This is a genomic window from Rhodococcus sp. 24CO, from assembly GCF_050586165.1.
Taxonomy (GTDB): Bacteria; Actinomycetota; Actinomycetes; order Mycobacteriales; family Mycobacteriaceae; genus Rhodococcus_F.
This window is the reverse complement of record NZ_JAZFNF010000011.1, coordinates 57,252-76,902: the sequence shown is the minus strand read 5'-3', so window position 1 is coordinate 76,902 and position 19,651 is coordinate 57,252. Positions and strand designations below refer to the sequence as shown.

The 19,651-nt window shown below is 61.8% G+C and carries 20 protein-coding genes and 1 pseudogene; 11 read left to right on the top strand and 10 right to left on the bottom strand.

Features of this window, described 5'->3' with window-relative positions:
- Nucleotides 1-17: 17 nt before the first annotated feature.
- The 5 genes from V2B23_RS25645 to V2B23_RS25625 are packed head-to-tail and all read right to left on the bottom strand — an operon-like array spanning nt 18 to nt 4,445.
- The gene (locus V2B23_RS25645; RefSeq protein ID WP_430952879.1) at nt 18-1,565 is read right to left on the bottom strand and encodes an acyl-CoA synthetase; all 1,548 of its coding nucleotides are present in this window, start codon (nt 1,563-1,565) and stop codon (nt 18-20) included.
- Between the two features lie 29 nt (nt 1,566-1,594).
- Nucleotides 1,595-2,398: an SDR family NAD(P)-dependent oxidoreductase gene (locus V2B23_RS25640; RefSeq protein ID WP_430952878.1), complete on the bottom strand. Its 804-nt coding sequence runs from the start codon at nt 2,396-2,398 to the stop codon at nt 1,595-1,597.
- Nucleotides 2,399-2,426: 28 nt separating this feature from the next.
- Nucleotides 2,427-2,807, bottom strand: coding sequence for a MaoC/PaaZ C-terminal domain-containing protein (locus tag V2B23_RS25635; RefSeq protein ID WP_430952877.1), 381 nt, complete (start codon nt 2,805-2,807; stop codon nt 2,427-2,429).
- Nucleotides 2,804-3,259, bottom strand: coding sequence for a MaoC family dehydratase N-terminal domain-containing protein (locus V2B23_RS25630; protein ID WP_430952876.1), 456 nt, complete (start codon nt 3,257-3,259; stop codon nt 2,804-2,806). The genes V2B23_RS25635 and V2B23_RS25630 overlap by 4 nt, the downstream gene beginning before the upstream one ends.
- Before the next feature lies 1 nt (nt 3,260).
- Nucleotides 3,261-4,445 carry a lipid-transfer protein gene (locus tag V2B23_RS25625; RefSeq protein ID WP_430952875.1) on the bottom strand — a complete coding sequence of 395 codons (1,185 nt, stop codon included), beginning with the start codon at nt 4,443-4,445 and terminating at the stop codon, nt 3,261-3,263.
- A gap of 443 nt (nt 4,446-4,888) precedes the next feature.
- On the opposite strand from V2B23_RS25625, the gene V2B23_RS25620 reads away from it, so the two are divergent.
- The 8 genes and pseudogenes from V2B23_RS25620 to V2B23_RS25585 all read left to right on the top strand — a co-directional run bounded on the left by V2B23_RS25620 (nt 4,889) and on the right by V2B23_RS25585 (nt 13,314).
- Nucleotides 4,889-6,148, top strand: coding sequence for an MFS transporter (locus V2B23_RS25620; RefSeq protein WP_430952953.1), 1,260 nt, complete (start codon nt 4,889-4,891; stop codon nt 6,146-6,148).
- A gap of 38 nt (nt 6,149-6,186) precedes the next feature.
- Nucleotides 6,187-7,344, top strand: coding sequence for an acyl-CoA dehydrogenase family protein (locus V2B23_RS25615; RefSeq protein ID WP_430952874.1), 1,158 nt, complete (start codon nt 6,187-6,189; stop codon nt 7,342-7,344).
- 17 nt (nt 7,345-7,361) lie between these two features.
- Complete coding sequence (locus V2B23_RS25610; RefSeq protein ID WP_430952873.1) at nt 7,362-8,153, top strand: enoyl-CoA hydratase/isomerase family protein; 792 nt, start codon at nt 7,362-7,364, stop codon at nt 8,151-8,153.
- Between the two features lie 46 nt (nt 8,154-8,199).
- Nucleotides 8,200-9,731: pseudogene (locus V2B23_RS25605) on the top strand (long-chain-fatty-acid--CoA ligase).
- Between the two features lie 38 nt (nt 9,732-9,769).
- Entirely contained in the window at nt 9,770-10,915 is a 1,146-nt protein-coding gene (locus V2B23_RS25600) for an acyl-CoA dehydrogenase family protein (RefSeq protein WP_430952872.1), read from the top strand.
- Between the two features lie 51 nt (nt 10,916-10,966).
- On the top strand, nt 10,967-12,061 hold the full coding sequence (locus tag V2B23_RS25595) for a CaiB/BaiF CoA transferase family protein (RefSeq protein WP_430952871.1): 1,095 nt from the start codon (nt 10,967-10,969) through the stop codon (nt 12,059-12,061).
- Nucleotides 12,058-12,951 carry an acyl-CoA thioesterase gene (locus V2B23_RS25590; RefSeq protein ID WP_430952870.1) on the top strand — a complete coding sequence of 298 codons (894 nt, stop codon included), beginning with the start codon at nt 12,058-12,060 and terminating at the stop codon, nt 12,949-12,951. The genes V2B23_RS25595 and V2B23_RS25590 overlap by 4 nt, the downstream gene beginning before the upstream one ends.
- Before the next feature lie 9 nt (nt 12,952-12,960).
- Nucleotides 12,961-13,314 carry a winged helix-turn-helix transcriptional regulator gene (locus V2B23_RS25585; RefSeq protein WP_430952869.1) on the top strand — a complete coding sequence of 118 codons (354 nt, stop codon included), beginning with the start codon at nt 12,961-12,963 and terminating at the stop codon, nt 13,312-13,314.
- A gap of 1 nt (nt 13,315) precedes the next feature.
- Here the strand turns inward: V2B23_RS25585 and V2B23_RS25580 are convergent, their stop codons facing one another.
- On the bottom strand, nt 13,316-13,732 hold the full coding sequence (locus V2B23_RS25580) for a PPOX class F420-dependent oxidoreductase (RefSeq protein WP_430952868.1): 417 nt from the start codon (nt 13,730-13,732) through the stop codon (nt 13,316-13,318).
- A 348-nt stretch (nt 13,733-14,080) separates the two neighbouring features.
- On the opposite strand from V2B23_RS25580, the gene V2B23_RS25575 reads away from it, so the two are divergent.
- Nucleotides 14,081-14,809, top strand: coding sequence for an esterase/lipase family protein (locus tag V2B23_RS25575; protein WP_430952952.1), 729 nt, complete (start codon nt 14,081-14,083; stop codon nt 14,807-14,809).
- Between the two features lie 15 nt (nt 14,810-14,824).
- On the opposite strand, the gene V2B23_RS25570 is transcribed toward V2B23_RS25575, so the two are convergent.
- Genes V2B23_RS25570 through V2B23_RS25560 form a run of 3 tightly spaced genes read right to left on the bottom strand, consistent with a single transcriptional unit; the run spans nt 14,825 to nt 17,441 of the window.
- Complete coding sequence (locus V2B23_RS25570) at nt 14,825-16,018, bottom strand: acetyl-CoA C-acetyltransferase (protein WP_430952867.1); 1,194 nt, start codon at nt 16,016-16,018, stop codon at nt 14,825-14,827.
- A complete protein-coding gene (locus V2B23_RS25565) occupies nt 16,015-16,677 on the bottom strand; it encodes a 3-oxoacid CoA-transferase subunit B (protein WP_430952866.1) in 663 nt (220 codons plus the stop codon). Before V2B23_RS25565 ends, V2B23_RS25570 begins: the two co-directional genes overlap by 4 nt.
- Nucleotides 16,674-17,441, bottom strand: coding sequence for a CoA transferase subunit A (locus V2B23_RS25560; protein ID WP_430952865.1), 768 nt, complete (start codon nt 17,439-17,441; stop codon nt 16,674-16,676). Before V2B23_RS25560 ends, V2B23_RS25565 begins: the two co-directional genes overlap by 4 nt.
- Before the next feature lie 169 nt (nt 17,442-17,610).
- Between V2B23_RS25560 and V2B23_RS25555 the strand changes: the two genes are divergently transcribed.
- Nucleotides 17,611-18,390, top strand: a complete 780-nt coding sequence (locus tag V2B23_RS25555) for an IclR family transcriptional regulator (protein WP_430952864.1) — start codon at nt 17,611-17,613, stop codon at nt 18,388-18,390.
- 3 nt (nt 18,391-18,393) lie between these two features.
- Here the strand turns inward: V2B23_RS25555 and V2B23_RS25550 are convergent, their stop codons facing one another.
- Entirely contained in the window at nt 18,394-19,245 is an 852-nt protein-coding gene (locus tag V2B23_RS25550; RefSeq protein WP_430952863.1) for an alpha/beta fold hydrolase, read from the bottom strand.
- Between the two features lie 201 nt (nt 19,246-19,446).
- Between V2B23_RS25550 and V2B23_RS25545 the strand changes: the two genes are divergently transcribed.
- Entirely contained in the window at nt 19,447-19,650 is a 204-nt protein-coding gene (locus V2B23_RS25545) for a PspC domain-containing protein (RefSeq protein WP_033237019.1), read from the top strand.
- Nucleotide 19,651 lies beyond the last annotated feature (1 nt).

Below are 19,651 nucleotides of genomic sequence, written 5' to 3'. Positions count from 1 at the left end.
CGAGGTCGGTGGCGTGGTCAGGTGATGGTGCTGGTTGCCAAGTCGGAGAACTGCCTGCGGAGTTCTCTCTTGAGTATCTTGCCAGCCGGGGACACGGGCATTTGCTCGACGATGGTGATACTTCGAGGAGACTTGTAGCCGGCAATCAGCGTCTTCGAGTGTGCTCGGACTTCTTCGCACGTCAGCGATACTCCGGGACGCACGACCAGGACCGCGTGGACTCGTTCGCCGTACTGATCGTCGGGTACGCCGATCACGGCGCAGCTGATCACGTCCGGATGTGTGGCCAGAGCGTTTTCGACTTCCGTCGAATAGACGTTCTCGCCACCCGAGATAATCATGTCCTTGAGTCGATCCACGACGAAGAGGTATCCGGCTACGTCCATGTAGCCTCCGTCGCCGGTGTACAGCCAACCGTCGCGCAATGCCGATCGTGTTTCTTCCGGCCGATTCCAGTAGCCGGACATGATGTTGCCGCCGCGGGCGATGATTTCGCCGACCTCACCGCGAGGAAGCTCGTTGCCGTTCTCGTCGACCACCTGAATCTCGACGTGTCCCATCGGCCTACCGGCAGATTTCAGGCGGGTCGCGTCGACGTGATCTTCTGCGCTCAAGCTGGTGAGTCCGGGTCCGGCCTCGGTCATGCCGTACCCCTGCATGAAGGCTGCCTTCGGAAAAGCCTGTTGCGCTTGCCGAAGCAAGGTTTCGGAGATCGGCGAAGCGCCGTACTGCACGGCCAGGATGCTGGACAGGTCCCGGTTCGCCCGGTCCGGATGACGGATCAGCATTTGAATCATCGTGGGTACCAACAGCATCGACGTCACTTTGTGTTGTTCGATCAGGCGCAGTGCGGTTGCCGGTTCGAAGCTTGGCTGAATCACCAACGTCGCCCCGACAGTGTTACGGCCGATCCAATTTGCCAGCGACGCAAGATGAAACATCGGGGCTGTGATCAGAGCCAGACCGTCGGTACCAGGCGTTCTATTACTGGCCACTGCGCCGAGGCTCGATGTCACGAGGTTGGCGTGGGTAAGCATGACCCCTTTGGGGTGACCACTGGTTCCGCCGGTATAGAAGATTCCGGCCAAGGTGTCGCCGCCGAGACGCATGTCCGTCACGGGTTCACTCGAGGCGATCAGATTCTCGTAGTCGAGAGCGCCACTCGGCGTCGGCAGTTCGCCGGCATGGATCACCACGGCGAGCTTCGGGAACAATACTCGTACCTCGTCGAGTAGCGGCAGGAAGGTGTCGTCGACGACCAGCACTCTTGTATCGGAATCGTCCAGCGCAAAGGCGATCTCGGCAGCGCTCCATCTGGTGTTGAGTGGATTGACCGCGCCTCCCATCCACCAGGTGGCAAAGAAGTACTCGTGATAGCGATCGGAGTTGAGCGACAGTATGGCGACGCGATCGCCTACCTGCACACCGAGGTCGCGGAAAGCGCCTGCAAGACGGGCTACTCTCCCGCCGACCTCGGCGCAGGTGCGGCTACGATCCCCACATACGGTCATGGGCTGGTCAGGGCGTTGCTGCATTGATCGTTGCAGAGACTGAGTCAAGTACATGGGGACCGCTCCTTTCGGGAAACGTGACGTTAGCGACTGCCGCCGTCGCACACCAGGCACTGGCCGCTGACGTAGTCGGTTTCGGGCAGGCACAGTGCGAACACCGCACCGGCCGCTTCGTCCGGACGTCCGGCGCGGCCCAACGGGATGGTCCGCTCGGCTGCCGCCAGGAGCTGTGGGTTGACGCCGACCTTGATCTCGCGACCCTCGACGTCGATGGTGGAATTGCCGTCTGCCGACGCCTCCGTCAGGCGGGTGTTGATCAGACCGTACGCAACGGCGTTCACGTTGACCTTGTAGCGGCCCCACTCCCGCGCGAGGGTCTTGCTCAAGCCGATAATGCCGGCCTTGGCGGCTGCGTAGTTGGACTGACCGGCATTGCCGACCACTCCGGCGTTGGACGAGATGTTGACGACCTTGCGGTGATAGTCCGTGGGGTTCGCCTTGATGTACGGATGAGCCGCGCGCAAGATCTGGAACGGTGCCTTCAGATGCAGGTCGAGGATCGTGTCCCACTGCTCGTCGGTCATCTTCTGGATGACGTTATCCCAGGTGAAGCCGGCATTGTTGACGATGATGTCGAGGCCGCCGAAGGTATCGATTGCGGTATTGACGAATCGATCCGCAAAACCTTCTTCGGTGACCGAACCGACACACGCCACTGCCTTACCGCCGGCCGCGATGATCTCTTCGACCGTCTCCTTGGCCGGACCCGGATCAAGATCGTTGACTACGACGCTCGCACCTTCCGCGGCGAACTTCATGGCGATGGCGCGACCGATGCCTCGGCCGGATCCGGTGACGAGTGCGGTCCTGTTGTCGAGCTTGCCCATGACGGGAGTCCTTTCGGTGGGAGGGTTTTCAAGCGGCTACGACGGCGTCGCCGCGCAGGGTTACGGTGCCGTCGGAGAGAGTGACGGCGATATCGAGGTGGGCCAGGCCGTCCTCGACCTTGGTGACGGTGCCGGTGCAGGTCGGCTTCGCGTGCAGGGGTGTGATGGAGGCAAAGCGAACGCTGTAGGTGCGGATACGTTCCTGCGCAACGAAATTGGTCAAAAATCGACCAAGGTAGGCCATCGAGAGCATGCCGTGCGCGAACACGTCGTCCATACCGCCGGAGCGGGCGACGTCGAGATCGATGTGCATCGGATTGTGGTCACCGGAAGCTCCGGCGTAGAGCGCGAGCGTGGTTCGGCTGATCTCGGGCAATTCCAGGGAGGGAAGAACGTCTCCTGTTTTCATTTCTGCGCCTTAGGGTTTCGAACGACCAGGGTGTTGGTGAGACGGGCGATCAACTCGCCGTCGCGGGTGACCTCGGCAGTCCGGACAAGGAAGTCCAAGGCGCCGTTCTTCTTCGAGTACACGTCGGTGACCTTGCCGTTGTAGGCCAGGGTGTCGCCGGCATAAGCGAGTGCGTGATAGTCGAAGGACTGCTCACCGTGCAGTACGTACCTCATGTCGATCTTCAGCGATCGGACCAGGGCAAACGGGTCCGGTTTTTCCATGTCGAGGCAGAACAGGAATGTCGGCGGTACCACCAGGTCACGATGCCCGGCAGCCTTGGCGGCCTCGATGTCGCTGTAGATCGGGTTGGTCTCACCGATTGCCTGGGCGAAGAAGCGCAGGCGTCCGCGCTCGACCAGTGCCTCGTGGCCCGGGATGATCGTTCCGACGACGGACGGATCGAGTGCCATGTCAGCCCACCTTCTTGAAGATGCTGACTACGCACGCACCGCCGAGTCCGAGGTTGTGCTGCAAGCCGATTCGTGCTCCTTCGACCTGCCGCTTACCGGCCTGGCCGCGCAGTTGCCAGACCAGTTCGGCGCACTGGGCCAGACCGGTGGCGCCGAGGGGGTGGCCCTTGGACAGCAGGCCTCCCGACGGGTTGGTGACTACTCGTCCGCCGTAGGTGTTGTCGCCGTCCAGGATGAACTTCTCGGCAGTGCCTTCGGGCGTGAGGCCCAGACCTTCGTACGTGATGAGTTCGTTGGCGGAGAAGCAGTCGTGCAGTTCCACGACCTGGACGTCCTCAGGCCCGATGCCTGCGGCTTCGTACACCTGTGCAGCCGCGGCGGCCGTCATGTCGTAGCCGACGACCTTCATCATGTCGCGGTCCTCGAAAGTGCTTGGTGTATCGGTGGTCAGGGCCTGTGCCTCGATCACTACGTCAGCCGCCAGCCCGTGCTTTCGGGCGAACTCTTCGCTGCAGACGACAGCGGCAGCGGCGCCACAGGTGGGCGGGCAGCACTGGTAACGAGTGAGCGGGCCGAAGATGTGCGGTGACTCCAGCACCTGCTCTTCGGTGAGCAGATCACGGAAGACTGCATTGGGGTTGTTGGCCGCGTGCTTACGTGCCTTGACCGAGATCTTGGCGAAGGTCTCGGGCTTGGTGCCGTACTTCTCCATGTGCGAAAGTCCTGCGCCACCGAACATCTGGGCTGCGCGCGGACCGTCGTGGACGCCCTGGATGTCTGTCATCAGGTCGTCGAATCGGTACATCGGCGCTGGGCGGTCGTCCCAGACCCTCTTGAGTGCGCCGGGTTTCATCTGCTCGAAGCCGACAGCCAACGCGCATTCGACGGCGCCGCTCGCGACGGCTTGGCGTGCGAGGAAAAGCGCCGAAGAGCCTGTGGCGCAGTTGTTGTTGACGTTGAAGACCGGAATGCCGGTCAGTCCGAGGCCGTAGATGGCGGCCTGTCCGGCCGTGGAATCGCCGTAGACGTAGCCGGCATAAGCCTGCTCGACCAGCGAGTAATCGATACCGGCGTCATCGAGGGCGGCACGGGCGGCGGTCTCTCCCATGACGTTGTAGTTCTCGCTCTTGCCCGGCTTGGTGAACGGGATCATTCCCACTCCGGCAACATGGACTTTTCTGGTCACGATTGTCTCCTAATTGATCGGATGGAAATTTACTTAACACCATCGTTTGAAGTTTGTCTACCGGATCACGGTGGGGTTTTACGTGGGTTTTTCGTCGCAGAATCGGGAGTATGGCCTATCTGGCAGCGTGGTTTTACGTACCTATTGCATTTCTATGCCGATTGATGATTTACTTTCTGGGCGGCAAGGTGGCGTGCGTCACAGAGTAGGTGCCCGGCGGTTGGATCGATCACGAATCGACCACGTCGGGTTCGCACCGGACCGGTCTCCGAGTCCCGCATCCAGTACTTCGTTGCTGAGATCAGTTCACCCAGCTTCTGTTTCGCATTGCGCTCACTCCGTGGCGCAGTTGTCGCACTTGCCTGAGAGGATCGATGAGAATGACGTTGAGCAAGCCGGTTCTTCCCACTGCTGCACCACCGCGAGAAGTAGGGGAATCCCGAGTGCGAGCGTGGGGGCTCACCGGAGTACTCGTGCTCCTTGTCATCGTCAACTGGGCTGACAAGGCAGTCTTCGGTCTGGTTGCACAGCCGCTGGCCAAGGAATTCGGACTGACCTCGGCACAGATCGGGCTGGTCGGCAGTGCCTTCTTCCTGGCCTTCACCGTCGGGGGCTTCTTTGCCGGAGTCCTGCACAAGTGGATGTCGTTGCGGTGGTTGCTGGTTCTGCTCTCATTGGGTTGGGCGGCCTCGATGATCCCACTCGTTGTGGTTGCCGGGTTCGGCATGCTCCTGTTCACGCGCATGATGCTCGGATTCTTCGAGGGGCCAGCGGGCGCGCTCGTTCACACCGGTGTCTACTCGTGGCATCCTGCGGAAAAGCGTGGACTGCCAGGAGCTTTCCTGGCCTCCGGTGCCTCGATCGCGAAGATTGCGATCGCGCCGCTGATGGCCTTGGCTGTAGCCAGTTGGGGGTGGCGAGCAACGTTCATCATCCTTGCCGGGGTCGGCGTGGTCTGGTGCGTCCTGTGGTTGTTCACCTGGAAAGAGGGGCCGTACATGCAGCGGCCGGTTCGGAAGTCCGACACAGTTACGTCGACCGTGGCAGACGGGACTGTTGTCGCCAAGGTGCCGCTGACGAAGATCTTTCTCACGCCGACGTTCCTCGGAGCCCTCGCCGCAGTGTTCACCATGTACGCTCTGGTGACGGTTGTTCTCACGTGGCTGCCGTCGTACTTCGAAGTGGGACTTGGATACTCGCGGGTTCAGGCCGGAACCATGTTCGGTATCCCCAGCATCGCAGGCCTGTTCTTCATGTTCCTGTGCACGTCGATCAGTGACAGGTTGATGGCGCGCGGAGCCAGCTCGAGGATCCTTCGCGGTATCGTTCCCGGAATTGCCCTGCTGATCTGTGGGCTCGCCCTGGTCACCATGCCGTTCATCAAGACCCCGATCGTTGCGGTGCTCGTGGTATCGGTGGGCTACGGCATCGGCACGGTCATCATTCCCCAGTTCAACGCGGCGATCTCCGAAATCTGCCCGCCGCAGCAGATGGCCGCAGTGCTGGGTGTTTTCATGGCTCTGATGGCAACCGGCGGACTCATCGCCCCTTACCTCACCGGTGTCATCGTCGACAGTGCCGCAACGCCGGCCGAAGGATACGCCACCGCTTTCCAGATCTTCGGAATCGCAACTGTCATCGGTGCCGTCATCGCGCTCTGCGCCGTCAACGCCACCCGCGATCGGGTGCGAATCCTCGGCTGAGCACTACTCACTTTCATTCACAATATTCAGGAGAAACAATGCAGCGCACAGTATTCAACGAAGAGCACGAGGATTTCCGGAAGGTCATCCGCAGCTTCATCGAAGCCGAGGTCACGCCCAACTTCTCCGACTGGGAGCGCGAGGGTATGGTGCCCCGCGACTTCTACCGCCAGCTCGGCAAACTCGGCGTTCTCGGAATGACGGTTCCCGAGCAGTACGGCGGAGCGGGCGAAACCAGCTTCAAGTTCCAGGCTGCACTGAGCGAAGAGACGGCTCGTTCGGCCGTCAGCTTCGGCGCATTCGGTGTGCACACTGGCCTGGTCCTGCCCTACATCCTGACCTACGGCACCGAAGAGCAGAAGCAACGATGGCTGCCCGATTTCATCAGTGGCGACATGATGACCGCCATCGCGATGACCGAACCGGGCACCGGCTCGGACCTGGCGGGCATCAAGACCACGGCCAAACGGTCCGAGGACGGCACTCACTATGTTCTCAACGGCGCAAAGACATTCATCACCGGCGGTGTTCAGGCCGATCGGGTTCTCGTGATCTGCCGTACGTCACCGCCGACGGCAGAGAATCGTCGCGCCGGGTTGAGCATCCTCGCAGTAGATACGTCGAGCGAAGGCTACGAGGTGGGTCGCAAGCTCGAGAAGATCGGCATGCGCACTTCGGACACGGCAGAGCTTTCCTTCACCGACGTACGGGTGCCGGCCGAGGATCTACTCGGTGAGGAGGGCGCTGCCTTCGGTTACCTGGCCAACAACCTCCCGCAAGAGCGACTGATGATCGCAGTCACCCAGACTGCCGCGGCCGTCGGAGCCATCGACTTCGCCTCTGCCTACGTGCGTGACCGAAAGGTGTTCGGCCAGGCGGTCGCGGAGTTCCAGAACACCAAGTTCGTCATCGCCGAGTGCATCGCCAAGGTCGAGGCTGCGCAGTGCATGGTCGACCGGGCTCTGGAATTGCACGAGACGGGTGACCTCAGTGTTGCCGACGCAGCCAAAGCGAAACTGTTTTGCACCGAGACCGCAGCCGAGGTCATCGACAAGTGCCTACAGCTGCACGGGGGCTACGGCTACATGCTGGAATACCCCATCGCGCGTCTGTACGCGGACACCCGTGTGTCGCGCATCTACGGCGGAACCAACGAAGTGATGAAGACGATCATCGCCAAAGCGGCCGGGTTCTGAACGAATCGAGGGGAACCGTGGCAGAGCTTCTCTACAACGTCGACGCGGGTGTCGCCACGGTGACCCTGAACCGGCCGGATCGACGTAACGCGATTACGTACACGCTGCTCACCGAGCTGCAGAACGCGCTTACGTCGGCCGCCGGTGACGAGGCCGTGAGAGTCATCGTGCTCACGGGCGCCGGAGGGAACTTTTCGGTCGGTCGCGATCAGTCCGGTGATCGGTCGAGCCGTGTAGTGCGGGGTGATTCACAGCAAGAGGATCGCACTCGCTTGCTTGATGTTTCACGGGTGATCCCAACTTTGGTGCAGGTTCCCAAGCCTACGGTGGCGGTGATTCGCGGTGGCTGCGCGGGAGCCGGGTTGAGTTTCGCGTTGGCCTGCGATTTCCGCTATGCCGGTGCGGATGCGATCTTCAACACGGCCTTCCTGGGGGCTGGAATGTCCGGTGACATGGGAATGGCGTGGTTACTGACCCGCGCAGCGGGCACATCGAAGGCGCGGGAATTGATGCTGCTGTCCGAACGAATCAAAGCTGATCGCGCTGCCTCGTTCGGAATGATTCACGAGGCTTACGCCGAAGAATCTCTGGAAGCGAGGACTACGGAAATTGTTCAGCGGCTCTCTGTTTCGGCACCGTTGGCAGTGCGTGGTGCAAAGCTGAACCTCGATTCGGCGATGTCGCGGCCGCTGTCCGAATTCTTGATGGACGAAGCCGACCGGCTGATCACGTGCGCGTATTCCGAAGACGTGGAGGAAGCACGCTCGGCATTCCTCGAGAAACGAGTACCGCACTTCACGGGCCGCTGAAAAGAACTGGAACACATTGTTATCGGGATCAGGAGAGTGAACGAGAATGTACTTGACTCAGGGTTTACATCGGTCGGTCCAGCGTGAACCCGACGCGATCGCCGTCGTAGACGGGCAGCGCCAGTTGACGTTCGCTCAATTACAGAGCCGCGTCGCGAGGTTGGCCGGCGTGCTCACGTCGTACGGGCTCGAACGAGGCGACCGGGTAGGAATACTGGCCACGAACTGTCTCGAGTATGTCGAATACTCCTTCGCCTGTGCCTGGGCGTCGATGGTGGCTTCCCCGGTGAACAACCGCTGGAGTCCCGACGAGATGGCATTTCACATCGAAGATGCCGGAATCACAGTGCTTCTCGTGGACGGACCGCGTCTGGCTGCTGCGCTGGAACTGCGTGATCGGTGCGCTGTTCTGGAGACCGTGATCGTATTCAGTGGGGCGGATCTCGCCGGCGATGCCGTCGACTACGACTCTGCTTTGGCGCTGCACGGTCCGATTCCCGATACTCATGCAGATCCTGAGGCCTTGGCGCTGCTCATGTACACCGGCGGAACTACAGGCCGCCCCAAAGGCGTCATGCTGAGCGCCGGCCAGATCCTGACATCAGTGCTCGGAGTCCTTGCCGGTAGTGGTGAGCCGAATCTGCCAGGCCGCTCCCTGCACGTGGCGCCGCTGTTCCACCTCGCGGCCTTCGCCGGTTTGGTCCAGGCCTCGGTAACCGGATCCGCTCACGTCTTGATGGGGGACTTCACCGTCGAGAAGCTCGTCGAAACGATTGCAGAGAAGGAAGTTACACAATCTCTACTCGTGCCGACAATGGTGCAAGCGATGCTCGAATACGCTGATCGGACGGGTCTGCCGATCGACAGTCTGACCTCGATCACCTACGGCGCGTCGCCGATGCCGGAACCACTGGTTCGCCGCTTGATCGAACGATCACCTGATCTTCGACTACGCCAGGGCTACGGCATGACCGAGTTGGCGCCGGCAGCAACACTTCTCCGCGACGACGACCATCGCGATCCTGATCACCCGGAACGACTTCGATCAGTGGGACGTGCTGCGCCACACGCCGAGGTGCGGATTGTCGACGCAACCGACACAGAGCTTCCGCGCGGCGATATCGGTGAGGTCGTCGTGCGGGGATCGAACGTCATGATGGGTTACTGGAACAACGAGGCGGAGACGGCGCAAGCGGTGCGCAGTGGATGGATGCATACCGGTGACCTCGGCTTCATGGACGAGCACGGCTACGTGTTCCTCGTAGACCGACTCAAGGACATGATCATCTCGGGCGGCGAGAACGTCTACAGTGCCGAGGTCGAAGCCGCCCTGTCCCAGCATCCCGGTGTGAGCAGTTGCGCGGTCATCGGCGTACCCGACGAGAAGTGGGTGAACGCGTACATGCAGTGGTGGTGCGCGCACCTGAAAACAATTCGAGCGGTGAGGAACTCCGAGATTTTGTCGGCGAGCGTATCGCGCGGTACAAGGCGCCGCGGTCGGTCGATTTTGTCGACGCGCTCCCGCTGTCGCCGGTAGGGAAGATCCTCAAGCGCACTCTGCGTGAGTCCTACCGGTGACACAGCCATCTTCCCAACATTCTTCCAGGAGTAGAACCGTGATCGACCCACAGATTCGTGACCTCGATTTCGACGCCTACCGGCAGGTGATCCGCGACTTCACCGACAACGAGCTCATTCCTCGTGAGAACGAAATGGTCTCTGCTGGTGAGGTTCCCGCCGACCTCGTGACAAGGATGGCCGACCTCGGACTATTCGGCATTACGCTGCCGAAGAGCGTCGGCGGGTTGGGGTGGACCGTTGAACAGCAGGTGCTGCTGACTTTCGAGTTCACCAGGTCGTCGGCGGTGTACCGTTCCCGATTCTCCACGAGCATCGGGTTGGCTTCTCAGATCCTCCTCGAATACGGCACCGACGCTCAGCGTGAACAGTATCTACCGGCGATGGCGGCGGGGGAGTGCGTCATGGCGTTTGCTCTCACCGAGGAGCAGGCGGGTAGTGACGCCTCCGCCGTGCGCGCCACCGCTACCAACACCCCGGACGGCTACGTCCTCAACGGTGAGAAGCGCTTCATCACCAACGGAGCGTGGGCTGATGTTCTGGTGGTGTTCGCCCGCACTGCGGACGGCGAGATTTCATCCTTCCTCGTAGATCGGGAATCGCCGGGGGTAGAGACCCGGGTGCCTGAATTGATGAACGGTCATGCCGAAGGCCCAGTCGCCGAGATCAGCCTGCGTGACGTTGTGGTGAGCGCCGACCGGTTGATCGGCGGTGCAACAGGTTTGGGGATGATTCACGCGATGCGCGGAATCAACCAGGCTCGCACGCACGTTGCCGCGACCGCAGTCGGTCAGGCGACTCGGATGCTCACGGAGGCAATGAAATACGCGGGTTCTCGTGAGCAGTTCGACCAACCTTTGGCCGAGTTCGGTGCCGTGCAGACGATGCTCGGACGCAGCTATGCGGAACTCGAGGCAGGACGAGCGATGATCCTCGACTGCGCCCGTGAGTTCGACCGCGGAACGCCGCCGCGTCACCGAATTGCCGCGGCAAAGCTGTACTGCACCGAGATGGCGTCGGTGGTCGGGGACCGGGCGGTTCAGGTGCTCGGCGGGGTCGGCATCGTCGGCAATCACCCGGTACCGCGCATGTGGCGGGATGTGCGTGCCTTGCGAATCTACGAAGGTGCCTCTCAAATTCACGAACGCAACCTCGCACGGGCGCTGCCGTCATTGCTCGGCTGAAAACCGTACCTACACAGATATTTCGACTCGAGAGAGAACAGAGGGACAATCATGGCTACCACCACAGGCCGCGGACCGCTCGCCGGACTTCGCGTCGTAGAGCTCGCCGGAATCGGTCCAGGTCCCCACGCAGCGACGTTGCTCGCTGACCTCGGCGCTGACGTCGTCCGTGTTCAGCGCGCCGGTCTTGTCCCCGGTCCCGGCCAACCTCGCGATCAGACCCAGCGTGGGCGTCGTATCTGCGAGGTGGACCTGAAGGACCCTGCCGGCGTCGACATTGTTCTCGGATTGATCGAGCGTGCTGACGTGCTCATCGAGGGTTTCCGTCCCGGGGTCACCGAGCGGCTCGGTCTCGGTCCGGGCGTTGCGCTGGAACGGAATCCGGCTCTGGTGTACGGCCGAATGACAGGATGGGGTCAGGAGGGGCCGCTTTCGCAGGTTGCCGGACACGACATCAACTACATCTCGCTGACCGGCGTCCTGCACGCGATAGGTCGTGCGGGTGAGCGTCCGGTTCCGCCGCTGAACATGGTGGGGGACTTCGGTGGTGGCTCGATGTTTCTGTTGTTCGGAATACTTGCCGCGCTCTTCGAACGACAGAAGTCCGGGCAGGGTCAAGTTGTCGATGCCGCCATGGTCGACGGCACGCTGGCGCTGTCGCACATGATGTGGAGTTTCCGGGGTCTCGGACGCTGGTCCGACGAACGCGGTGTGAACATGCTCGACACCGGAGCCCCGTATTACGACACTTACGAGACATCCGACGGCAGATACATGGCCGTCGGTGCCGTCGAACCACAGTTCTATGCACTACTTCTGGCCGGTTTGGGACTTGATCCCGCGACGTTGCCGAGTCAGAACGACAAGAGTGCATGGCCGCAAACGAAGAAGGTGTTCGCCGACGTGTTCGCGTCCAAGACGCGCGACGAGTGGGCTGCGGTTTTCGACGGTACCGATGCATGTACGACGCCGGTTCTGACGTTCGCGGAAGCCTCATCCAATCCCCATGTTGCCCAGCGTGGTTCGCTCGTGGAACTGGATGGGGTCACCCAGCATCGTCCGGCGCCGCGATTTTCCCGCTCCGATCCGGGTCTGCCGTGTGCGCCGGCGGACGCAGCCGTTGACGCAGGGACCTTGTGGACGTGACGCTCACCGAATCGAGAGAACTCGAGTCCTTTGACCTGCACACGTTGCTGAGCCTGGACGACCTCGGCTCCGACAGATTTCAGGGTTACTGTCACGCCGGCTCTCCCGGGCGCATTTTCGGCGGGCATCTGGCGGCGCAGGGCTTGACCGCTGCCGGTCGGACAGTGCCCGCGACGGCGGTGGTGCATTCCCTTCACGGGTACTTTCTCAGCTCAGGTGATCCGCAGCAGCCCATCTCCTACGAAGTCGGCCGTCTTCGTGACGGACGTACGTACTGGTCCCGTCAGGTCACTGCCCTGCAACTGGGTACACCGATCTTCACGCTGTCCGTGTCATTCAAGATTTCGGAGGAAAGTGCTGACCGACAGGAGAAGATGCCCGTCGTACCCGCGCCGGAGGACCTTCCCGATCCGTACGAGCGCTGGGCGAGTGCACGAGCCGACGAGTTCCGCGACAACAAGACACATCGTGCGATGGACATGAGATTCGTTGCGGACGAGGGTGAGCTCGAGCTGGGATCGGTGGCACAGTCGGTGTGGTTCAAACCGAATCACACCTTTCCCGACGAACCGCTGTTCCATGCCGGTGTCCTCACTTACGCGTCGGACTTGTCCTTGGCATCGACGGCCTCACTCGACATCCAGCCGCACCGATCGTTGATGGTGGGACCTTCGCGAGTGCTGATGGCGTCGCTGGATCACGCGATCTGGTTTCACCGACCCTTCCGGGCCGACGAATGGATGCTCTTCGCCCAGGAAAGCAACTCCGCCACTGACGGTCGGGGATTCTCGACGGGCCACTTCTGGACACGTGACGGCGTCTTGGCTGCAACCGTCGCCCAGGAGTCGCTCTTACGGCGAGTTGACGGGCCACAGTCGCCTCGAGCTTAGGATGAAGCAATGCCTGGGAAGAGTGAAGCCGAGCACCAACCCCGCGTCTGTGACGCGGCGTTGGCTCGCGCTTTCAGCTTTCTCGGCAAACGATGGAACGGTGTGATCCTGGCGACGCTCCTCGGTGGTCCGGCGGGATTTGCCGAACTCAAGCGTGCAGTCGGCAAGATCAGCGACTCCGTGCTCTCGGACCGATTGACCGAACTGGCTGGTGCCGGCCTGGTCACACGGACCGTCGACGCCGGTCCGCCCATCGCTGTGGAGTATCAACTCACGGCGTCAGGCCAGGCCTTGCTCCCCGCGTTGAGTGAACTGACGACCTGGGCCGCCGAAAACCTGCCACCCGAGAGTTGCTCGAACTGACCTATTGCGTGTGAACAGTCTTGTGAGATTCGTACCAGGTGTCACCTGTCGGTTCTCCCGCCAAGTTCCAACTCCACGAGACTGTCGGCGTGATGCGTGAGTAGATGCCGGGGCCGACCATTCCCACTCTGTCGATCGGCGGTTCGGCAATGCCGTAGATCCTGATGCCGCGCGCGATGAATGGGTCGAATGACGGCATGTCGTCGATGACCAGTGCAATCTCGTGGTGCCCTGAGCGGATGTTGCGGAATTTTCGGGTATGGACGACGGCCTCGCCGACCCCACCAACCCATAGATGAGTGCCGTCGTATTCGAAGGCCAACGGCACGACGTCCGGTTGGCCGTCTGGGTCCACCGTGGCAACTCTCGCAAGAGGTTGCGACGCCATGTAGTCGATTTCCTGGTCTGTGAACGACATCAGCTGCTCCTTCCTCACCTTCGCGACAAGTCCGCAACGTAGTTGCAACGTACGCCGCAATAGTGTTCTGGATCACATCGAGTTTTGCACGTCGGAAACTGGTGCGCAGTATCGGTCCAGGTTCGCTACCGGTGGCGATCACGGACAAGGCTCCGTGGGTTGAAAACACAGCCCATGGAACCGTCCCTCCAGCTAGGTGGGGCGAACCGCCCGGACACCGGCCGACAAGGAGCCCAGGTGTCTCTCGCGGCGGATACGTCTGTAGTAGACCTCTCTGTAGTAGACCTCGGAGGCTCCGAGCTTCCCGAAACCTGTCCCGCGCTTCTGCCCGGCCGGCCGTCGTTGGCGATGTGCCTCACCGAACCGCCGCGAGGACTCGCTGACATTGCGTCGCTGGTGCTCGCAGCACCGTGGTTGCTCCGTTCACCGCGAGGTGACGGACACCCGGTTCTGGTCCTGCCGGGACTGTTGGCGTCCGACACGTCGACGATGGCGATGCGCGCGTACTTGCGGTTTCTCGGGTATCGAGTCCACGGCTGGAACCTCGGCATCAATACCGGGCCGACGCCCCAGGTTGTCGACGGTCTGCCTGGGGTCCTCGCAGGTCTGGCGGATCGCTATGACAACCCGGTGTCCGTGATCGGGTGGAGCCTGGGCGGTATCTATGCCCGCCAACTGGCGCGGGATCTCCCGCACGCCGTGCGCCAAGTGATCACTCTGGGAAGTCCATTCGGACTGAGCAACCTGCAGCAGACGCGTGTCGGTGCGCTGTACTCACGTATGTCCGGCAACCATGCGATTCTCCCACCCGTCAACGGTATCGAATGGGAACTCGGTCACCCGATACCCGTTCCGGCAACCGCGCTCTACTCCAAGCGGGACGGTGTGGTTCCGTGGCAGGTGTGCCGCGACTTCCCGTCGGATCGTTCGGAAAGTGTTGCGGTACATGGCAGTCACATGGGACTGACGCACAATCCTTCGGCGCTGTGGGCCGTGGCCGATCGGCTCGCGCAGGCCGCAGATACCTGGAATCCCTTTGTCGTTCCCAGGCATCTGCGGCGACTGTATCCGCGCTGAACCGTCGTCTGGCCTCTAGGCCTTCGGTACGCGGACGATCAGTGCGTCGCCCTGTCCACCGCCGCCGCACAGTGCGGCCGCGCCGATGCCGCCGCCGCGGCGAGCCAACTCGAGTGCCAGGTGCAGTGCGATGCGAGCCCCGGACATCCCGAGGGGGTGCCCGACGGCGATGGCGCCGCCGTTGACGTTGACCTTCGCCGGATCGAGGCCGAGCTCCCGCGTGGAGGCGATACCGACGGCCGCGAATGCCTCGTTGATCTCGACGAGATCGAGATCGGCGGGCGTGATGCCTTCCTTCGCGCAGGCCTTCGCGATGGCCCGCGCCGGCTGGGACTGCAGGGTCGAATCGGGTCCCGCGACCACACCGTGGGCACCGATCTCCGCGATCCAGTCCAGGCCGAGTTCTTCGGCTTTGGCTTTGCTCATCACGACCACGGCGGCGGCGCCGTCGGAGATCGGTGAGGCGGAGCCGGCGGTGATGGTGCCGTCCTTGCTGAACGCCGGACGCAACTTACCGAGCGATTCGACGGTGGTGTCGGCGCGGATGCCCTCGTCCTGCGCGAAGACGATCGGATCGCCCTTGCGCTGCGGGATCGAGACGGGGACGACCTCGTTGTCGAAGAGGCCGTCTTTCCAGGCGCGGGCCGCGTTCTGGTGCGAGGCCGCGGCAAAGGCGTCCTGCTCCGCGCGGGTGATGTGGGTGTCGTCCTGTTGATTGACCTGCTCGGTGAGCAGTCCCATCGCCTGATCGGTGAAGATGTCGTGCAGGCCGTCGTAGGCCATGTGGTCCCGCATCGTGACGTCGCCGTACTTGAACCCTTCGCGGCTTTTTTCGAGCATGTGCGGTGCGCGGGACATCGATTCCTGACCGCCGGCGACGACGACGTCGAATTCGCCGGCGCGGATCAGCTGATCCGCCAGGGCGATGGCGTCGACACCGGAGAGGCACACCTTGTTGATGCTCAGGGCGGGAACGCTCATCGGGATGCCCGCGGCGACGGCAGCTTGGCGGGCGGGCATCTGGCCGGCTCCGGCGGTGAGCACCTGACCCATGATGACGTACTCGACCTGCTCGGGGGCGACACCGGCCTTATCGAGGGCGCCCTTGATGGCGACGGCGCCGAGATCGGACCCGGACAGGTCCTTCAACGAACCCATCAAACGACCCATCGGGGTACGGGCTCCGGCAACAATCACAGAACTGGTCATGTCAGGTCTACTTTCAATTCGGTGCCGGTGGCGCGGACAACGTCATCGACAGTGATGCCGGGGGCCAATTCACGCATGGTCAGTGTGCCGCCGTCGGTGACGTCGATGACCGCGAGGTTCGTGATGATGCGATCCACGACGCCTTGGCCGGTCAGCGGCAGGGTGCATGCGTCGACAATCTTGGGGTTGCCGTCGCGATCGGTGTGTTCCATGACGACGATGACACGGCGAGCGCCATGGACAAGATCCATCGCGCCGCCCATGCCCTTGACCATTTTGCCGGGGACCATCCAGTTGGCGAGGTCACCGGTCTTCGAGACCTGCATGCCACCGAGAACTGCGGTGTCGATGTGGCCGCCGCGGATCATGCCGAAGGAAAGAGCGGAATCGAAGTATGCCGCACCGGGATTGACGGTGACGGTTTCCTTGCCCGCGTTGATGAGATCCGGGTCGACGTTGTCCTCGGTGGGGTAAGGGCCGGTGCCCAGGATTCCGTTCTCCGAGTGAAGAACTACCCGAACGTCCGAGCCGAGGTACCCGGGGATCAAAGTGGGGAGACCGATTCCGAGGTTCACGTATTCGCCGTCGATCATCTCGGCAGCGGCACGGGCCGCCATGTCGTTGCGGGTCCAACCGGTCACTGTGGCTGATGCGGTCATCGTGTTGCTCCTTCGGACGCGCTGACGGTTCGCTTTTCGATTCGTTTGTTCTGGGGCCCGGTATGGACGACGCGCTGGACAAAAACCCCGGGAAGATGAACCGAGGCTGGGTCGATCTCGCCAGGCTCGACAAGCCGCTCCACCTGGGCGATGGTGATTCGCCCCGCCATAGCGGCGAGTGGGTTGAAGTTCATCGCAGTCTTGTCGAAGACGAGGTTGCCCTCGGTGTCACCCATGACCGCGTGCACCAGGGCGTAATCGGCCGTGATTGCTTCTTCCATCACGTATCGCTTGGTTCCGAAGGTGCGAGTTTCCTTGGGTGGGGACGCAATTGCGATGGAGCCGTCGGTGTTGTATCGCCAGGGCATGCCGCCGTCGGAGATGGGGCTACCGACACCTGCCGGAGTGAAGAACGCCGGGATTCCGGTTCCGCCGGCGCGCAGGCGTTCGGCCAATGTTCCCTGTGGTGTCAGTTCCACTTCTAGTTCACCACCTAGATACTGACGCGCGAATTCCTTGTTCTCGCCGACGTACGACGCCGTCACGCGCCGAATTCGGCCGGCAGACAGCAGGATTCCGAGTCCGTGATCGTCAACGCCGCAGTTGTTTGAGAACACTTCGAGTTCCCGTGCGCTGGTTGCGGCGATCGCTTCGATCAAGGCGTCAGGGATTCCGCACAGTCCGAATCCGCCGACGGCCAAGGTCGCGGCGTCGGTGATGTCGGCGACCGCATCGGTCGCGGACTGGTACACCTTCGTTGCCATCGTCATCTCCCCATCCTGCGTTCATCTGATGAACGCATTGATTTTCTCTGGGTGAATTCAACTATGCGCTGCTCTGGCAATCAATGTTCTCGTGACAGATTGCAGAAACTGGTCGGTAGACGAGCAATTCCGGAAAATACGTTCACTCAGTGAACGATAGAATGACCGCATGGCATCGAGAGAGCAGGCGCCGCACATGGTGGCTCGAGTGGCAGCCGTATTGCGGGCGGTCGCAGCGTCGGAACCGGGCGGCGCGTCGACCACCGAGCTGAGCAAGGCCGCCGATCTCGCTCGTCCGACGGCTCACCGACTGCTCACGTCGCTCGCGGAGGAGGGGCTGGTGGACCGCGACGCGAAGAGTGGGCGTTGGTCTCTGGGGCCCGAGTTGTATCTCCTGGGTACCGCTGCGGGCAGTCGATACGACATCACCGACTCCGCGCGCGATGTTCTCGAGGATCTGGCCCGATTGACGGGGGAGAGTGCTTTTTTGTCCGCACGTCGCGGCGACGAAACAGTGTGTGTCGTGAGGCAGGAGGGCAGCTTTCCTCTGAGATCCCACGTGCTCTATGAAGGGAAACGATTTCCACTAGGCGTCGCGTCGGCCGGTCTGGTGATCCTGAGTCACTCACCTGCCAGTGAGGTCGACAGTTATTTCGCGCGCAAAGACCTCACCATGGAGTGGGGAGACGACCACAGTGAGGAAGCCGTTCGCCGCCGAATCAGCCTGACCCGCGCCGCTGGCTACGCGGTCAATCCGGCTCTCCTCGTCGAGGGGAGTTGGGGAATGGGCGCCGCTGTCTTCGACCGACGGGGACGGCCGGCGTGGGCTCTGAGCTTGACGGGAGTCGAGACTCGATTCCGGCCGGACCGGATCCCCGAACTGGGAAAGCTCCTCCTCGAGCAGGCGCATATCCTGACAAAGCGGCTCGAAACCCAAACGACGCCGTAGTGCTCATCGAAGGAGAAACTCGAGCGTGACTCGTTCGAAAGCTTCCTTCGCTTCCACCATGACCCAGTGCCCGCAGTTGGGGAAGATATGCAATTCGGCGTTCGGTATGAGTCGCAAGGGGATCATCGGCATGTCGGGCGGGCACTGACGGTCGTCGAGGCCCCAGGTCAGCAATGTCGGGCATTGCACATTGTGCATCATGGACCAGTACGGTGGCCGATTCGACTCGGTCGTCATTTTCTGCTGCGCGGCAAAGGCTTTGGACCCGTACATCGCTGCAAGGCTCTTGTGGGATTCCGGATCCTTGGCGCTCTCCCAGCGTTCCTCGATGCGTTCTTCGGTAATGATGCTGGGGTTATGCACCATGCAGCGAAGCCAGCGAATCAATCTCTCGCGAGTGGGGCCGTCGGCAAATTCCTGAAGCAGTCGAGTGCCCTCGCTCGGGTTCTGGCTGAAAATGTTGGGGCCCACACCGCCGATCGTGACCAGTTTCTTCACTCGCTCGGGGTTCCGCATCGCCACGTTGGATCCGACGACACCGCCCATCGAGTTGCCGATCATCGCAGCGGATTCGATGCCCAATGCGTCCATGAAGCGGGTGACGGCGGAACCTGCGGTGACGACCGGATGCCCGTCGACGGGATCGCTGATACCGAAGCCGGGGAATTCCAGTACGTAACAATGGAAGTGCTGCGCGAAGGTGGCAAGATTGCCGCGGTAGTTTCGCCATCCACTGACTCCGATTCCGGATCCGTGCAACAGAATCAGGGGTGGACCGTCGCCCGCCTCGTGATAACGCAATACCCCTTTGTCGGTAGCGATTTCTCTCTTGGTCCCCTCGTAACTCACATCCATTCGGCAATACTAGAACAGGTGTCAGTTTTGGGGTCTGTTTCTGTCGGGGTCAACCCTGATTGTCGCTCGGGGTAGCGCTGATACCTGAGGATGAACCGTGGCCGGAAAGATGGGTCCTACGCCTGATGCGCGGCGCGGCAGCTCGGCGGAGAGTTGATGACAACGCGGAAGTCGCCGCGACACTTACCGAAAGGCCGATTCATGACGTCATCGATGAAGACCCGCAAGCTCACTCGCGCACGTTCGGGTGCAATGTTCGGCGGTGTGTGTGCCGGCATTGCACGCTACTTCGGGTGGAAGGCGTCGACTGTTCGGTTGCTGTTCGTGCTGTCGTGCTTGCTGCCCGGACCGCAGTTTCTGATCTACCTCGTGATGTGGATTTTCATTCCGCGCGAGGCGATCTGAG

Coding starts and splice junctions, on each gene's coding strand:
- V2B23_RS25645 (WP_430952879.1), bottom strand. CDS start 1,565: ATGTACTTGACTCAGTCTCTGCAACGATCAATGCAGCAACGCCCTGAC.
- V2B23_RS25640 (WP_430952878.1), bottom strand. CDS start 2,398: ATGGGCAAGCTCGACAACAGGACCGCACTCGTCACCGGATCCGGCCGA.
- V2B23_RS25635 (WP_430952877.1), bottom strand. CDS start 2,807: ATGAAAACAGGAGACGTTCTTCCCTCCCTGGAATTGCCCGAGATCAGC.
- V2B23_RS25630 (WP_430952876.1), bottom strand. CDS start 3,259: ATGGCACTCGATCCGTCCGTCGTCGGAACGATCATCCCGGGCCACGAG.
- V2B23_RS25615 (WP_430952874.1), top strand. CDS start 6,187: ATGCAGCGCACAGTATTCAACGAAGAGCACGAGGATTTCCGGAAGGTC.
- V2B23_RS25595 (WP_430952871.1), top strand. CDS start 10,967: ATGGCTACCACCACAGGCCGCGGACCGCTCGCCGGACTTCGCGTCGTA.
- V2B23_RS25585 (WP_430952869.1), top strand. CDS start 12,961: ATGCCTGGGAAGAGTGAAGCCGAGCACCAACCCCGCGTCTGTGACGCG.
- V2B23_RS25580 (WP_430952868.1), bottom strand. CDS start 13,732: ATGTCGTTCACAGACCAGGAAATCGACTACATGGCGTCGCAACCTCTT.
- V2B23_RS25575 (WP_430952952.1), top strand. CDS start 14,081: ATGTGCCTCACCGAACCGCCGCGAGGACTCGCTGACATTGCGTCGCTG.
- V2B23_RS25570 (WP_430952867.1), bottom strand. CDS start 16,018: ATGACCAGTTCTGTGATTGTTGCCGGAGCCCGTACCCCGATGGGTCGT.
- V2B23_RS25565 (WP_430952866.1), bottom strand. CDS start 16,677: ATGACCGCATCAGCCACAGTGACCGGTTGGACCCGCAACGACATGGCG.
- V2B23_RS25560 (WP_430952865.1), bottom strand. CDS start 17,441: ATGGCAACGAAGGTGTACCAGTCCGCGACCGATGCGGTCGCCGACATC.
- V2B23_RS25555 (WP_430952864.1), top strand. CDS start 17,611: ATGGCATCGAGAGAGCAGGCGCCGCACATGGTGGCTCGAGTGGCAGCC.
- V2B23_RS25550 (WP_430952863.1), bottom strand. CDS start 19,245: ATGGATGTGAGTTACGAGGGGACCAAGAGAGAAATCGCTACCGACAAA.
- V2B23_RS25545 (WP_033237019.1), top strand. CDS start 19,447: ATGACGTCATCGATGAAGACCCGCAAGCTCACTCGCGCACGTTCGGGT.